Source organism: Bordetella trematum (assembly GCF_900078335.1).
GTDB lineage: Bacteria > Pseudomonadota > Gammaproteobacteria > Burkholderiales > Burkholderiaceae_B > Bordetella > Bordetella trematum.
In genome coordinates this window covers 44354-59290 of the sequence record NZ_FKBR01000009.1, presented here as the reverse complement: position 1 = coordinate 59290, position 14937 = coordinate 44354, and the positions used below count along the sequence as shown (strand labels likewise).

Below are 14937 nucleotides of genomic sequence, written 5' to 3'. Positions count from 1 at the left end.
AGACCGCCTGTCATCCATGCAAGGCGTCATAAATGCGCTGCGCCAGTTCGAGAGAAATCCCGTCCACCGCCGCCAGGTCCTGGACACTGGCCGACGTCACACCGGACAAACCGCCGAAGCGGGCCAACAGACGCTGGCGCCGCTTCGCACCCACGCCTTCAATCTCTTCCAGCCGCGACACATTGCGCGCCTTGGCGCGCTTGGCCCGCATGCCGGTGATGGCAAAGCGGTGGGCCTCGTCGCGCACCTGGGCGATCAACATGAGCGCGGCAGACTCCTTGCCCAAGGCCACCGCAGGACGCCCGTCGGCGAAAACCAGCGTCTCCAGGCCGACCTTGCGCCCTTCCCCCTTGGCCACCCCCACCAGGGTGGCGATATCCAGTCCCAGCTCGGCGAACACCTGGCGCGCCACCTCCACCTGGCCCTTGCCGCCGTCGATCAGCACCAGCCCCGGCATCGGCGCCTCGCCATCAGCCACCCTGCCGAAGCGGCGCGTCAGCACCTGGCGCATGGCGGCGTAGTCATCGCCCGGCGTGATGCCCACGATGTTGTAACGCCGGTACAGCGACGGCTGCATGTCATGGTGCTCGAAAACCACACAAGATGCCTGAGTCGCCTCACCAGCGGTATGGCTAATATCAAAGCACTCGATGCGCAAGGCATCCAGCGCGGCTTCGTCGGTGTCCATGTCCAGCGCCTGGGCCAGCGCCAGGGTACGCCCGGCGCGTGCGCCCGATTCGCTCAGTGCGCGCGCCAGGGCCAGCTCGGCGTTTTTCTGGGCCTGCTCCAGCCAGGAGCGCCGCACGCCCTGCGGGCGCGTCAGCAGCCGGCTGCGCACACCGCCCTGTTCGGCCAGCAGGCCGAGCAGCTCGGCGTCGGGCAAGGGATGCGATACCACCAGCACCGGCGGCAGTCCGCCCTCGACATAGTGCTGGGCCACGAAAGCCTCGAGCACCTGCGTGGCCGCCTCGCCCTCGGCATGGGTGGGGAAAAAGGGCTTGTCGCCCAGATGCCGGCCGCCGCGCACCATGGCAAGGTTGACGCACACCTTGCCGCCGGCGCTGGCCACGGCGATCACGTCGGTATCCTCGCCGCCGAAGTTCTCCATGGTCTGCTGATGCAACACCTTGGCCAGCGACCCCATCTGATCGCGCAGCACAGCCGCCTCCTCGAAGCGCAAGTCCGTGGAGGCCAGCAGCATGCGCGCCTCGATTTCGTCCATGACCTCGCGCGCCTCGCCATTCAGAAAGCGCACCGCGCGCTGCACGTCGCTTGCGTAGTCCTGAGGCTCGATGGCCTGCACGCAGGGCGCCGAACAACGGCCGATCTGATGCAGCAGACAGGGCCGCGAACGGTTGGCGAACACCGTGTCCTCGCAGGTGCGCAAACGGAACACCTTCTGCAGGATCTGAATCGTTTCGCGCACCGCCCAGGCGTTGGGATAAGGACCGAAGTACTGCCCGCGCCGGCTGGTCGCTCCGCGGTAATAGGCGATACGCGGCCATTCGTGACCGGTGATCAGCAGATAGGGATAGGACTTGTCATCACGAAACAGGATGTTGTAGCGCGGCCGCAGGCTCTTGATCAGGTTGTTTTCCAGGATCAAGGCTTCGGCCTCGGAGCGCGTGACCGTCACCTCCACGCGCGCCACCTTGCTCACCATCTGCGCGATGCGCGGACTGGACAGGTTTTTCTGGAAGTAGGAAGACACGCGCTTTTTCAGGTCGCGTGCCTTGCCTACGTACATCACCTCGGCGTCGGCATCGAGATGCCGGTAGACGCCAGGGAGATGGGGCAGATCAGCCAGAAAGGATTTCAGATTGAAGTCGTCGGGCATGCTGGTAACGGGCATCGGCCTGCAGGCTGTCCCAATCGGGAGCGGCGAAGGCGGGCATCAGGCGGCGGATACGAGCCACGGACTCGGCCGGCAATTCAAACTGCAGGCGACCCAGCAGCTCATCGGCCAGATCGGGCCGGTTGCAGACCAGCACCATGTCGCAGCCCGCGCCCAGCGCGGCCTCGGCGCGCGCCAGGATATCGCCGGCCACCGAGGCCCCCTCCATGGTGAGGTCATCGGAAAACACCACACCGTCGTAGTTCAGGCGGCCGCGCAGAATGTCGGTGACCCAGCGGCGCGAAAAACCGGCCGGATGGCGATCCACCTTCGGGTAGATCACATGCGCCGGCATGACGGCCGGCAGCACCTGATCGCCCAGCCACTCGTAGGGCGCGGCGTCATCCTTGAGAATGGCCGCCAGGCTGCGCCGGTCCACCGGGATCTCGTGATGCGAATCGGCCTCCACGAAGCCATGCCCCGGGAAGTGCTTGCCGCAGGCTGCCATCCCGGCCAGCGCCAGCCCCTGCGACAGCGCCCGCGCCAGCATGGCGACCACACGCGGGTCCTGGTGCAAGGCGCGGTTGCCGATGACGCCGCTTACGCCGTAATCCAGATCCAGCACGGGCGTGAAGCTCATGTCGACCCCGCAGGCGCGCAGCTCGGCGGCCAGCACGAAACCGACGGCCGTGGCCTGACGCATGGCCAGCAAGGGATCGCGATCCCACGACTGGCCCAGGCTGGCCATCGCCGGCAGGGCCGTGAAACCATCCTCACGAAAACGCTGCACACGCCCGCCCTCATGATCCACCGCGATCAGCAAGGGCTCGCCACGCGCAGCATGGATCTTGCGCGTCAGGTCGGTCAGTTGCTCACGGCTCTCGAAGTTGCGCGCGAACAGAATCACGCCGCCGACCTGCGGGTCGCGCAGGCGCTTTTTTTCTTCTTTGCTCAGGCGCGTGCCTGCCACATCGACCATGACGGGTCCGGGCGGCAGATTGCGGGGCTTCTTGCTTTTTGACATCAAGGAATCCTCAGGAAGTCGCGGCGCCCGGCGCGCGACGGGTTTCGACAATCACATAGGCAGCAGCCATATCCCACTCATCGGTCAGGGAGACATGGGCCTGCCCGAAACGTTCGGCATACCAGTGCCCCAGCGCAGGATCCAGCACCAGCACGGGGCGCCCGCCCGGCGCATTGAGCGCCTGCACCCGCTTCCAGGTCATGGGCAGGCGCATGCCCAGGCCGATCGCCTTGGAGAAGGCCTCCTTGGCCGCGAAACGGGTGGCCAGGAAGCGCACGCCGCGCTGCGGATCGCGAGCGCTGCGGGCGCGGAACTTCTCCAGTTCCTGGTCGCCCAGGACTTTTTCGGCAAACCGCTCGCCATGACGGGCCAACGCGCGTTCGATGCGATCGACACGGATCAGGTCCATGCCAATGCCGGCAATGGCGCCGGGGGTATCGGGAAAGAAAGCCATGGCGGGAACATCTCGGAAAGCAGGCGCTGCAATAGCGGAATCATACGCGAGCGCCGGGCAATGAAAAGGCCGCCCCTCGGGGCGGCCCTGGATCGCGCCAGCGCGGTTCAGGCTGCGCGTGCGCGCACCATCAAGGCTTTCATGTCGCGAATGGCCTTTTCCCAGCCGTCGAACACGGCCTGGGCCACGATGGCGTGGCCGATGTTCAGTTCGGCCAGGCCTTCGATGGCCGCCACCGCTTGCACATTGCCATAGTGCAGGCCATGGCCGGCATTGACCCGCAGCCCATGGCGCAGACCTTCGTCAACCGCCAGGCGGATGCGTGCCAGTTCGGCTGCAGCCGCCTCGCCCTCGGCTTCGGCATAGGTGCCCGTGTGCAACTCGATCACCGGTGCGCCGGCCTTGGCGGCCGCCTCGATCTGACGCGCCTCGGGGTCGATGAACAGCGACACCCGGATGCCCGTCTCTTTCAGCAGCGCCACGGCCTCGGCCACGGCGTCGAAGTGGCTCACCACGTCCAGGCCGCCCTCGGTGGTCAGTTCGGCGCGTTTTTCCGGCACCAGGCAAACATCGCTGGGTTTGACCGCGCAGGCGATCTCCAGCATTTCCGGCGTCACCGCGCACTCCAGGTTCATGCGCGTGCGCAATTGCGGGCGAATGGCATAGACATCCGCATCCTGGATATGGCGCCGGTCTTCGCGCAGGTGCAAGGTGATCAGGTCTGCACCGGCATCCTCGGCGCGCAGCGCCGCCTGCAGCGGATCCGGGTAGGCGGTGTGGCGCTGCTGGCGCAGCGTCGCCACATGATCGATATTGACGCCGAGTTCTATCATTCTGCTTGCGTTGACGTAGGTTGAGCCTCAGGCATGACGGTGTTTTCCTGCCAGCCGCCGCCCAGCGCCTTGTACAGCTCGACGCGGTTGATCAGCGAAGCCAGGCCGGTCTGCACCAGCGCCATCTGTGCGTTGAAGAAATCCACCTGGGCGGTCTGCACCTGCAGATAGCTGTCGACCCCGCCCGAATAGCGCAGATTCGACAGTTCCAGAGTACGCGCCGACGATTTCTGCAGCCCGCGTTGCGCCTCGAGCTGGGCGCTGTAGGTAGCCTCGCCAGCCAAGGCATCGGCTACCTCGCGGAAGGCCTGCTGAATCGTCTTTTCGTACTCCGCCACCGCGATGTTGTCGCGGGCACGGGCCAGGTTGAGCCCTTCGCGGATGCTGCCGCCGGCAAACAGCGGCGTGGTGATCTGGGGCGAGAAGCTCCAGTAACCCTGGCCGCCCCGGAACAGGTGATCCAGCGACGGGCTGGCCACGCCCAGCAGCCCGGTCAGCGAAATGGTCGGAAAGAACGCCGCTCGCGCCGCACCGATATTGGCCTTGGCCGCACGCAACTGGTTCTCCGCCGCGAGGATGTCCGGACGGCGTTCAAGCATGTCGGAGGGCAGACCCGCCGGCACGCTCGCCAACAGCTGATCGCGGCCGAACTCGGCGGCCGCAGGCAGATCGTCCGGCAGGCCCGGCACCCCCAGCACCAGCACCAGCGCGTTATAGGCCTGGGCGCGCGTGCGCGCCAGTTGCGCCAGATCGGCCGAGGCCGAATCCAGCAGCGTCTTGGCCTGATTCAGATCGAGCTCGGAGGCCACGCCGCCATCAAAGCGGGTCTGCACCAGGCGGTACGATTCCTGGCGCGCCTGCAGAGTCTGGCGGGTCAGCTCCAGCTGCAGGTCGGCCGCGCGCAGCGTGAAATACGCCTGCGCCACTGCGCCCACCAGCGTGATGTGCACCGCCCGCTGCGCCTGCTCGGTCGACAGGTACTGCTCATAGGCGGCCTGCGACAGGTTGCGCAAGCGGCCGAACAGATCGATCTCGAACGAGGTCAGGCCGATGCCGGCCTGGTACTGGCTGGCAATCGACGGGCCGTTCGGGCCTCCCTGGCGCATGTCGGGCGGCAGATGCTGACGCTGGCCCTGAATGCCGCCCCCGATCGAGGGCCACTGCGCACCGCGCTGCACGCCGTATTGCGCGCGCGCCTCTTCGACACGCTGCACGGCCACGCGCAGATCGCGGCTGTTCTCCAGCGCGATACCGATCAAGGCCTGCAGTCGCGGGTCGCGGAAAAATTCGCGCCAGCCGATATCCCCTGCAGGCGTGGCCGCCGCGGGGGCGACCTCGGCTGCCGGCTGCGCGCCGAGCTCGGTCGGCTTGGCGTAGGCGCCATACTGCACCTTGGGCACATCCGGCCAATCGGCCGTCACAGGTGCCTGCGGACGATGGTAGTCCGGCGCCAGCGAGCAGCCGCTCAGACCGGCGGCCAGCAGCGCCAGCACGGCGCCGCGTTTATGCATCAAGGCCATCATTCCTTGTTCTCCTGACCGCTCTGGCCCTGCGGACCATTGGACGGTTTCTGTTCAGCGGCCTTGCCCTCTTCGGCCTGTTTGGCTGCCTGCTCGGCCTGGAAGGCGCGCAGCTCGGCGCCCAGCAGACGCGGACGGGTCTTGAACAGGCTCATGACCACGACGAAGAAAGTCGGCACGAAGATCACGGCGAACGGCGTGGCCGCCAGCATCCCGCCCAGCACCCCGGTGCCCACGGCCCGTTGGCTGGCCGCGCTGGCCCCGGTGGCGATCGCCAGCGGCACCACGCCCAGGATGAAGGCCAGCGAGGTCATCAGGATCGGACGGAAACGCAGGCGCGCCGCCTCGACCGCCGACTCATACAGGCCATTGCCCCGCGCATACTGATCCTTCGCGAACTCGATGATCAGAATCGCGTTCTTGGCCGCCAGACCGATCACGGTCACCATGCCGACCTGGAAATACACGTCGTTCTGCAGCCCCAGCACGGTCACCAGCCCGACCGCACCCAGCATGCCCAGCGGCACCACCAGCATCACCGACAGGGGAATCGCCCAGCTCTCGTACAGGGCCGCCAGCACCATGAACACCACCAGCAGCGCCAGCGCCATCAGGATGACGGCCTGGTTGCCGGCCAGACGCTCCTGGTAGGACAAGCCATTCCACTCGTAGCCGAAGCCCGGCGGCAGCTTGGCCACCAGGTTCTCCATCTCGGTCATGGCTTCGCCGCTGGAATAACCATCCGCAGCGTCACCACTGATGCGCACGGCCTCGTAGCTGTTGTAGCGCACCACCTGGGTCGGGCCCTGCGACCAGCGCGCCGTCACGAAGGAAGACAGCGGCACCATGCCACCCTGGTTGTTGCGCGCGTTCAGGCGCAACACGTCCTCGACGTGCATGCGGTACGGCGCATCGGCCTGCACCCAGATGTTCTGCATGCGCCCCATGTTGGGGAACTTGCTCAGGTAGGCCGAACCGACAGCCGTCGAAATCAGCGACGCGGCCTCGGAGAAATCGACCCCGAGAGCGGCCGCCTTCTCGCGGTCGATGGTCAGCGACAACTGCGCGCCCGGGCCCAGGCCCGTGATCCGCACCTGCGACAGCACCGGACTTTGCATCGCCATGCCCATCAACTGGCCGGTCGCCGCGGCCAGCGCTTCGCTGCCCGCGCCGCCGCGGTCCTGCAGACGGAAGTCAAAGCCGGAAGCGTTGCCCAGCGAGGAAATGGCCGGCGGCACCACGGTGAACACCACCGCATCCTTGATGCCCATGAACAGATGCTGGAACGCGGCGCCGGCGATCGCGGGCGCCGAGTCCTGCGGCGCGGTGCGCTGCGCAAAGTCCTTGAGCGTGGTGAACACCAGCGCGGCGTTCAGGCCATTGCCGTTGAAGCTGAAGCCCTGCACGGCCACGATGTTCTCGGTGGCCGGCTGCTTGGCGAAATACTCCTCGACCTGCTCGACCACCTCGATCGTGCGGTTGGCCGAAGCGCCGGCGGGCAGCTCGATATTGCTGATCACGTAGCCCTGGTCTTCCTCGGGCAGGAAGGCCGACGGCAGGCGCAGGTACAGCCACGCCAGACCCACCACCAGCAGCAGGAACACGAACATCATGCGGCCGCCCTTGTGCAGCACGCGCGAGATCCAGTTCTGGTAGCCATGGGTGGTGGCGTCGAACTTGCGGTTGAACCAGCCGAAGAAGCCCTTCTTCTCATTGACGTGGCCACCCGGGATGGGCTTGAGCAGCGTGGCGCACAGGGCCGGCGTGAAGCTCAGGGCCAGGAAGGCCGAGAAGAAAATCGACACGGCCATGGCCACAGCGAACTGGCGATAGATCACGCCCACCGAGCCGCTCATGAAAGCCAGCGGCAGGAACACCGTCACCAGCACCAGGGTGATGCCCACGATGGCGCCCGTGATCTGCGGCATGGCCTTGGAGGTTGCCTCCTTGGGCGGCAGGCCTTCCGTGGCCATGATCCGTTCGACGTTCTCCACCACCACGATGGCGTCGTCCACCAGGATCCCGATGGCCAGCACCATGGCGAACATGGTCAGCACGTTGATCGACAGGCCCAGGGCCAGCATCACCGCAAACGCCCCCATCATCGCCACCGGCACCACCAGAGCGGGAATGAGGGTGTAGCGCACGTTCTGCAGGAACAGGAACATCACCAGGAACACCAGCACCATGGCCTCGACCAGGGTGTGGATCACCTTCTCGATGGACACCTTCACATAGGGCGCGGTGTCATACGGGATTTCGTACTTGATGTTGTCCGGGAAATACTGCGACAGCGTGGCCATTTCCTTGCGGATGCCTTCGGCCGTCTGCAACGCGTTGGCGTCCGGCGACAGCACGATGGCGAAGGCCGCCGTGGGCTTGCCATTCAGGCGCGCACCGAACTGGTAGTTATCCGAACCGACTTCGATACGGGCCACGTCGCGCAGCAGCACGCGCGAGCCGTCAGTGTTGGCACGCAGCACGATCTTGCCGAAATCCTCGACGGTGCTGAGCTGGCCATTGGCGGTCACGGTCGCTGTCACGCGCACGGCCGCCGGGTTGGGCGGCGCGCCGATCGAGCCGGCCGACACGAGCACGTTCTGCGAGGAAATCGCCTGGTTGACCTGCGCCATGCTCAGGTCATAGCCGACCAGCTTCTGCGGGTCGACCCAGATACGCATGGCACGCGGCGCGGCGAACAGCTGGAACTTGCCCACCCCCGGCACGCGCGAGATGGGGTTCTTGACGTTACGGGTGATGTAATCGGCCAGGGCGGCCTGATCCAGCGAGCCATCGGTCGAGGACAGCGTCACGAACAACAGGAAGCCCGCGCTGGTCTGCTCGTACTGCAGACCCTGCTGCATCACGGCCGCCGGCAGTTGCGCCGTCACGTTGGAAATGCGGTTCTGCACGTCCACCTGCGCCATGTCGGGATCGGTGCCCGGGCGGAAGGTCGCCGTGATTTCGGCCTGGCCGTTCGAATCGCTGACGGATTCGTAATACAGCAGACCCTTGGCCCCGTTGAGCTCATCCTCGATGATACTGGTCACCGTCTCGGCCACTTCCTTGGCCGATGCGCCCGGATAGGTGGCGCTGATGGAGATGGCCGGCGGCGCGACGTCCGGATACTGCGAAACCGGCATATTGGGGATGGCCAATATGCCCGCCAGCAGGATGAATAGCGCAACCACCCAGGCAAAAATGGGGCGATCAATAAAAAATTGCGGCATGTGGGCTGACTCTGAAAGCGATGCTCACGAACGAGGAACGCGGCTTTCGCCGCGTGCCGCTCAGGACTTGGACTCCGCCTTGGCCGGCGCCTGCCCTTGGGCAGGCTTGGCGCCCGGCTTGGCATTCGGATCCCAGGGCGAGGTTTCCACCGGCGCACCGGGGCGGATCTTCTGGAATCCCTCAACCACCACGACGTCACCGGCCGCCAGGCCCTGGGTGACGATCCACTGGTTCTCCACGGCGGACGGCGCGGTCAGGACCGGCACCTGCTGCACCTTGCCTTCCTTGACGACCATCAGGCTCTGCAGACCGTCGGCCGTACGCTGCAGCGCCTGCTGCGGCACCATCAGCGCGCGGTCGTTGGCGCCCTCGTCCAGACGAACCCGGACATACATGCCCGGCAGCAGCACTTCGCTCGGGTTGGGCACTTCGGCGCGCAGAATCACGTTGCCGGTGCTGGGGTCCACGGTGATGCCCGTGAACAGCAGCTTGCCGGCTTGCGGATAGCGCGAGCCGTCTTCCAGCATGATGGATACACGTGCGGTGTCCGGCCCGACCTTCTGCAGCTGGCCCGACTCGAAGGCCTGGCGCAGACGAGCCAGATCGGCGGTGGACTGCGTGAAGTCGACATAGACCGGATCGAGCTGCTGCACCGTGGCCATCTGGGTGGCGCTGGTGGCTTCGACCAGCGCGCCCTCGGTGACCAGCGGCCGGCCGATGCGGCCGGTAATCGGCGAGGTCACCTCGGTATAGCCCAGGTTGATCTGCGCCGCGGTCTGCGCAGCCTTTGCGGCAGTCACGGCCGCATCGGCCTGGCGGTAGGCCGCCAGCGCATTGTCATATTCCTGCTTGCTCACCGCGTTGGCCTTGACCAGGGGCGCGTAGCGCTCGGCCAGCAGCTTGGCGCTGAACAGGTCGGCCTGCGCCTGCTTGAGCTGGGCGCTGGCCTGATCGTAGGCTGCCTTGTAGGGCGCGGGGTCGATCTTGAAGAGAACCTGGTTCTCTTTGACGTCCCCACCCTGCTGGAACTGAATCTTCTGCACGATGCCCGTCACACGAGCGCGGATCTGCGCATCACGCACAGCATCCACCCGGCCGGGCAGTTCGGAGATGACGGAAGCCTTCTGAGGCTGAACGGTGATGACGGCAACCTGGGGCATGCCCGGGTTCATTTGCGGCTCTTTACCGCAAGCAGTCAACAGCAAACCAAGCGTTACGGCGATGCCCAGACCCGAAACACGTTGAGGAGAAAAGCGCATGAATCCCTCACGGAGTGAAAGCACGCCACCCTCGTTCCGTCAGGCAGACGGTTCTTATTTCTCATAAAAGAGGGGACGCGAACTCACGTAATGTAGCTTATTTTCAAGGGGAAACCCTGATTTTTTCTGATAATTCCAGCGTTTCTCTTACATTCTCAGGGTTTATCCAGCGTTGGCGCATGCCTCGCCACCGCCCTGCCCCGCTCAGGAAGGCTGCACATGCAGATGGCCAAGAAAGACATAGCCCATCCCATGCACGGTATGCAGCGGCAACTCCATCCCCGCATCGCTGACCTTCTTGCGCAGCCGGCTGATCGCCACATTGAGGGTGCGCAGGCTGGATCCCGGCAAGGCCTTCATGAGGATATCGCGAGACAATTCCCGGCCAGGATGATCGGCAATTGCCAGGAAACAGACACGCTCCAAGGCGGTAAGACTGATTCGAACGCCATGCGGCGTACTCAACACCCACCCCCTATATAGCAACTGCCAGGTTTCAGCGGCGGCAGCGGCAGGCGGCGTCTGGGCATCGGGCGAGGCCTCGGCGGCCAGCCCCGGGGCGGTGAGGGGTTGGGTCATGGCGGCAATGGCAAAGAGAGGTCAGGCAAACGGATGCGCCAAACCACAAGGCCGCACACCATCTTGCTCAAGTACGCGCCAGATTACGATTGTTTGCGCGCCCCTCTGAGCAACTGATAAAAAAAGCAGACCTATCTGACCCAAAGAGGCGACTACCACCCCTTAACGCCGGTGAACGTCGTGCGCCACGAAAGGCTGGCCGGCAGGCGGGCGATCCAGCACCCCGGGCTTTTCCAGCGTACGCCGGATATCCATCAGGCCGGCATGCCAGTGTTCGCGCATGGCCTCGGTGCTGAACTCGTAATCTTTGGAGTGGCGTTCGTAGTGCTTGGCCTCGTAGATGAGGTTGACGATGTTCACCGCCGGGGTGCAGGCCTCGCAACGCAGATCGGCCAGCTCAGGGCTGTTGCGCTCGCTTTCGGGGAGCCGCTCGAGCAGCCGTTGCAGGCCGAGGCGCAGGTGCAGCACGCGCGCAAAATTGTCTGTGACGGTACGCGTACGGCTGGAGTACTGAATGTCCTTCTGGCGCTCGGCCACCTCATCCATGGTCTTGGGCAGCGGACCGCGTGCGGGCCACAGATCAACCTGGAAGGCCAGCGTTTCGCGCAAGGGCGACTCTGACAGCACCCCGGCCAATGGCGTGTTGGACACCAGCCCGCCATCCCAGTAATGCTTGTGATCGATTTCGACGGCAGGGAAGCCGGGCGGCAGCGCGCCCGAGGCAATCACGTGCGAAAGCCCCACCTTCTGCTTGCTGCTGTCGAAATAGTTGAAGTTGCCGGTGCGCACATTGACCGCGCCGAAACTCACGCGCACGCCACCCTCATTGAGGAGCTTGACGTCGACATAGCGCGCCAGGGTGTCGGCCAGCGGCCCCGTGTCGTAGAAGCTGGTGGAGGCCGGGCCGGCGTCGCGCAGCAGGTAGGGAGAGAGATAGCGCGGCGTGAAAAACCCCGGTTGCCCCTGCCAGATGGCATTGAAAGCGGCCAGATGGCTGTTCGAGGTCGAGGAGCCGAAACCGAAGGGCATGCCCTTGAACATCTCGGCCCAGGTATCGCCCCAGGGCAAGGCGGCAAAGCCGGTCGGGCGGCAGATGCTTTCCCAGAAGCCACGCAAACGCTCGACCCGCTCATCCTCGGGGGAACCGGCAATGATGGCAGCATTGATCGAGCCGATGGAAATGCCAGAGAGCCAGTTGGGCCGGATGCCGGCCTCGTGCAACCCCTCGTAGACGCCCGCCTGATAGGCCCCCAAGGCTCCCCCCCCCTGCAACACCAGCGCCACGGTTTGATAAGGGGGGACCATCACATCACGCTTGCTCATTGCTGCCTGTGCCTCACTGCTTTGGTTTGAGCGGCACCCCCTCGCCCGCCCGGAAGGGATACCGGGTGAAGAGATCCGCCACGACTTTGTCTATCGTAGCGGTGGACTGTACTGCCTGGACGTCATTCACCTGGCCGGTGGCCACTCCCTCCCAGACCAGTTGACGCCTACGGCGGTCAACCAGATCGATATTGAGCGTCCCCTCGGTATAGGTGTAGACGTCCTCGGTCCAGCCGTAGCCCGGCCAGCCGCCGTAGAAACCGCTGCGGTAACCGTAGTAACCGTAGTACGGCCCCGGCGCGACCGGCACGACCTCGGTACGCTGACGCAGACGCCCATTGAAGTTGACCAGCAGGTCAGGCTGCTCGGCCTTGTAGACATAGCCGCGTGACTCCATCTGGAAGCGGGTCGCCGCCTTCAGCCGCTCGGTGGCCAGATTGGTATAGCCGGCCGCCTTGTCCGTGCCCAGGGGGTCCATGAAGCCGAAGCTGTGATACTCGGCAAAATTGACCTGATGGTCGTAATCACTGCGTATTTCCGGCCCGCTGGCGCAGCCGCCCAGGGCAGCAGCCAAAGCCAATACGCCCAATGCCCTTCCCGTTGTCTGCATTGCTTTCTCCGTGAAAACCATCATTGTTGAATTGATCTTGCCTTGAATATCGGCAACTTGCAATAAACTTTGCCGCTACCTTTCTGACCTAGAGCAATGTCAACTTTGCCTGATTTTGAACTTGAGGGCTCCATCTGGCTGCGCAGCGGCAGCCAGCAATGGGGCAACGCCCAGCGCATCGCTTTATTGGCCCAGATTGAGGCCTGCGGCTCCATCACGGCGGCAGCCAAGGCGGTCGGGATGAGCTACAAAGGCGCCTGGGATGCCATCGACACCATGAACAATCTGGCCGGCACCCCCCTGGTGGAACGCAATGCCGGCGGCAAGGGCGGCGGCGGGACCCGCCTGACCGGACGGGCACGTCAGCTGATCGCCACGTTCAACCGGCTGCAGGCCGAACACCAGCGTTTCATGCAACACCTGGCAAGCCAGGGCCTCACCGGAGATCTCGACCTCATGCAACGCCTCATGCTCAAAACCAGCGCACGCAACCGCCTCCTGGGTGAAGTCAGTGAAATCCATACCGGCGCCGTCAACGACGACGTCCGCCTGTCCCTGCCGGGCGGGCAGATCGTGCGCGCCACCATCACCCGCGACAGCACCCAGGAGCTGGGCCTGAAGCCCGGACGCGAAGTGATCGCGCTGATCAAGGCCTCGGCCGTCATGGTGGCCCGCCAGGAGGCTGACGGGCTGCGCCTGTCGGCCGACAATCAGATCGCCGGGCGGGTGGCCCAGCGACGCGCCGGCGCGGTCAACGATGAGATCGTGATCGACCTGGATGGCGGCGGCACGCTGGTGGCCATCATCACCCGCGACAGCGCCGAGCGCCTGGCGCTGGCCGAGGGCGGCGAGGTCTATGCCGTTTTCGACGCCTCCAGCGTCATCCTGGGGGTGATGGACTGACTCTTCAGGGCAGGTTCGGCCAGACGCTCGTGCACGATCTGGCCGTCTCGCACCTCGAACACCACTTCTGCCAGGGCGTCGATATCCGCCGGATCATGCGTGATCAGCAGCATCGGCACCTTAAGCCCCTCCAGCAGATCACGCAATTCGGCGCGCATCTTGCCGCGCAATTGCACATCCAGCGCCGAGAAGGGCTCATCCAGCAAAATCATTTCGGGCTCGGCTGCCAGGGCGCGCGCCAGCGCAGTGCGTTGCTTCTGCCCGCCCGAAATCTGGCCGGGGTAGCTGTTGATGATGGGTCCCAGCTCGAAGGCGTCGATCCAGCGCCGCGCGGCCTCCGGGATGCGGCGACGACGCGGGTTGAGCCACCCTCCCCGCAGAGCGAAGGCGACGTTCTGCCCCACCGTGAGATGCGGGAAGAGCGCGTAATCCTGGAACAGATAGGCGATGCGGCGTTCCTGGGGCGAGAGCCAGACGCCATGATCGCTGTCATAGAACACGCGGCCATTGACCTCGATGCGGCCGGCATCCGGACGCATCAGGCCGGCAACGGCGCGCAGGGTCAGGCTTTTCCCCGCTCCCGAGGGCCCGAACAGCACCACCCGGCGCGAGGCGGTGCGCAGCCGTATGTCCATGGCAAAACGCCGCTCCTCGGCATGCAACACCTTGGCAATGTCGATGTCGATCATACCGGCGCCCTCCTGCGACGTCGCGGCATCAGGCGGCTGGCCAGCAACAGCACGGCCACACAGGTCACGGAGGTGATCAGCACCAGCAGATTGGCGGTGTCGTCATCGCCCGCCTGCACGGCTTCATAGATGGCGATCGAGAGAGTCTGGGTACGACCCGGCAGGTTGCCGGCCACCATCAGCGTGGCGCCGAACTCGCCCAGGGCACGGGCAAACGCCAGCAACACCCCGGCCATGATCCCACGCATGGCCAGCGGCAGGGTCACCCGGAAGAAGACCGCTGACTCGCGCAGGCCCAGTACCCGCGCTGCCGACTCCAGTTGCGGATCGACTTCCTCAAACGCCGTACGGGCGGCCTTGAGCACCAGCGGAAAGGCGACCACGGCGGCGGCGATCACCGCACCCTGCCAGGTAAACACCAGTTCGATGCCCCAGCCCGCCAGGATCTCGCCCAACACGCCGCGCCTGCCCAGCAGCACCAGCAGGTAATAGCCCAGCACGGTCGGGGGCAGCACCATGGGCAGCGTGAGCACGGAATCGGCCAGCTCGCGCAGCGGAGACCGCCAGCGCGCCAACCAGAATCCCAGCCCCGTACCCAGTACGGCGCTGATTGCCGTGGCCCAGCCCGCCACCTTCAGGGACAGCAGCAGCGGCACCCAGACCGGGTCGGTCATCCGC

The 14937-nt window shown here is 65.3% G+C and carries 13 protein-coding genes; 1 reads left to right on the top strand and 12 read right to left on the bottom strand.

What is annotated here, in order from left to right; translation table 11 throughout:
- Positions 1-10 precede the first annotated feature (10 nt).
- The 10 genes from uvrC to A7V84_RS02940 all read right to left on the bottom strand — a co-directional run bounded on the left by uvrC (position 11) and on the right by A7V84_RS02940 (position 12667).
- Positions 11-1837: an excinuclease ABC subunit UvrC gene (gene uvrC / locus A7V84_RS02985; RefSeq protein ID WP_063492503.1), complete on the bottom strand. Its 1827-nt coding sequence runs from the start codon at positions 1835-1837 to the stop codon at positions 11-13.
- On the bottom strand, positions 1800-2858 hold the full coding sequence (gene nagZ, locus A7V84_RS02980; protein WP_033534492.1) for a beta-N-acetylhexosaminidase: 1059 nt from the start codon (positions 2856-2858) through the stop codon (positions 1800-1802). The genes uvrC and nagZ overlap by 38 nt, the downstream gene beginning before the upstream one ends.
- Before the next feature lie 10 nt (positions 2859-2868).
- Positions 2869-3312, bottom strand: coding sequence for a holo-ACP synthase (acpS, locus tag A7V84_RS02975; protein ID WP_025512705.1), 444 nt, complete (start codon positions 3310-3312; stop codon positions 2869-2871).
- A 107-nt stretch (positions 3313-3419) separates the two neighbouring features.
- Positions 3420-4145, bottom strand: coding sequence for a pyridoxine 5'-phosphate synthase (locus A7V84_RS02970; RefSeq protein ID WP_025512706.1), 726 nt, complete (start codon positions 4143-4145; stop codon positions 3420-3422).
- Positions 4142-5668: an efflux transporter outer membrane subunit gene (locus A7V84_RS02965; protein WP_025512707.1), complete on the bottom strand. Its 1527-nt coding sequence runs from the start codon at positions 5666-5668 to the stop codon at positions 4142-4144. The genes A7V84_RS02970 and A7V84_RS02965 overlap by 4 nt, the downstream gene beginning before the upstream one ends.
- Complete coding sequence (locus tag A7V84_RS02960) at positions 5665-8895, bottom strand: efflux RND transporter permease subunit (RefSeq protein ID WP_025512708.1); 3231 nt, start codon at positions 8893-8895, stop codon at positions 5665-5667. Before A7V84_RS02960 ends, A7V84_RS02965 begins: the two co-directional genes overlap by 4 nt.
- A 60-nt stretch (positions 8896-8955) precedes the next feature.
- Positions 8956-10155, bottom strand: a complete 1200-nt coding sequence (locus A7V84_RS02955) for an efflux RND transporter periplasmic adaptor subunit (protein WP_025512709.1) — start codon at positions 10153-10155, stop codon at positions 8956-8958.
- A 204-nt stretch (positions 10156-10359) separates the two neighbouring features.
- Positions 10360-10734, bottom strand: a complete 375-nt coding sequence (locus tag A7V84_RS02950) for a helix-turn-helix domain-containing protein (protein WP_025512710.1) — start codon at positions 10732-10734, stop codon at positions 10360-10362.
- A gap of 162 nt (positions 10735-10896) precedes the next feature.
- Positions 10897-12057, bottom strand: a complete 1161-nt coding sequence (locus tag A7V84_RS02945) for a DUF3734 domain-containing protein (protein ID WP_025512711.1) — start codon at positions 12055-12057, stop codon at positions 10897-10899.
- A gap of 13 nt (positions 12058-12070) precedes the next feature.
- On the bottom strand, positions 12071-12667 hold the full coding sequence (locus tag A7V84_RS02940; RefSeq protein WP_025512712.1) for a DUF4136 domain-containing protein: 597 nt from the start codon (positions 12665-12667) through the stop codon (positions 12071-12073).
- A gap of 96 nt (positions 12668-12763) precedes the next feature.
- On the opposite strand from A7V84_RS02940, the gene A7V84_RS02935 reads away from it, so the two are divergent.
- On the top strand, positions 12764-13570 hold the full coding sequence (locus tag A7V84_RS02935) for a TOBE domain-containing protein (protein ID WP_025512713.1): 807 nt from the start codon (positions 12764-12766) through the stop codon (positions 13568-13570).
- Here the strand turns inward: A7V84_RS02935 and A7V84_RS02930 are convergent.
- On the bottom strand, positions 13522-14259 hold the full coding sequence (locus A7V84_RS02930; RefSeq protein WP_082833051.1) for an ATP-binding cassette domain-containing protein: 738 nt from the start codon (positions 14257-14259) through the stop codon (positions 13522-13524). The two genes, A7V84_RS02935 and A7V84_RS02930, sit on opposite strands and share 49 nt — an antisense overlap.
- Positions 14256-14933 (bottom strand): molybdate ABC transporter permease subunit, encoded by a 678-nt coding sequence (gene modB, locus A7V84_RS02925; RefSeq protein ID WP_025512715.1) that lies wholly within the window; start codon positions 14931-14933, stop codon positions 14256-14258. The genes A7V84_RS02930 and modB overlap by 4 nt, the downstream gene beginning before the upstream one ends.
- Positions 14934-14937 lie beyond the last annotated feature (4 nt).

Bases quoted from the DNA above. Each gene is read 5' to 3' on its own strand.
- A7V84_RS02960 (WP_025512708.1), bottom strand. From the start codon at position 8,895: ATGCCGCAATTTTTTATTGATCGCCCCATTTTTGCCTGGGTGGTTGCG.
- A7V84_RS02965 (WP_025512707.1), bottom strand. From the start codon at position 5,668: ATGATGGCCTTGATGCATAAACGCGGCGCCGTGCTGGCGCTGCTGGCC.
- nagZ (WP_033534492.1), bottom strand. From the start codon at position 2,858: ATGTCAAAAAGCAAGAAGCCCCGCAATCTGCCGCCCGGACCCGTCATG.
- modB (WP_025512715.1), bottom strand. From the start codon at position 14,933: ATGACCGACCCGGTCTGGGTGCCGCTGCTGCTGTCCCTGAAGGTGGCG.
- A7V84_RS02970 (WP_025512706.1), bottom strand. From the start codon at position 4,145: ATGATAGAACTCGGCGTCAATATCGATCATGTGGCGACGCTGCGCCAG.
- A7V84_RS02955 (WP_025512709.1), bottom strand. From the start codon at position 10,155: ATGCGCTTTTCTCCTCAACGTGTTTCGGGTCTGGGCATCGCCGTAACG.
- A7V84_RS02950 (WP_025512710.1), bottom strand. From the start codon at position 10,734: ATGACCCAACCCCTCACCGCCCCGGGGCTGGCCGCCGAGGCCTCGCCC.
- A7V84_RS02945 (WP_025512711.1), bottom strand. From the start codon at position 12,057: ATGAGCAAGCGTGATGTGATGGTCCCCCCTTATCAAACCGTGGCGCTG.
- A7V84_RS02930 (WP_082833051.1), bottom strand. From the start codon at position 14,259: ATGATCGACATCGACATTGCCAAGGTGTTGCATGCCGAGGAGCGGCGT.
- acpS (WP_025512705.1), bottom strand. From the start codon at position 3,312: ATGGCTTTCTTTCCCGATACCCCCGGCGCCATTGCCGGCATTGGCATG.
- uvrC (WP_063492503.1), bottom strand. From the start codon at position 1,837: ATGCCCGACGACTTCAATCTGAAATCCTTTCTGGCTGATCTGCCCCAT.
- A7V84_RS02935 (WP_025512713.1), top strand. From the start codon at position 12,764: ATGTCAACTTTGCCTGATTTTGAACTTGAGGGCTCCATCTGGCTGCGC.
- A7V84_RS02940 (WP_025512712.1), bottom strand. From the start codon at position 12,667: ATGCAGACAACGGGAAGGGCATTGGGCGTATTGGCTTTGGCTGCTGCC.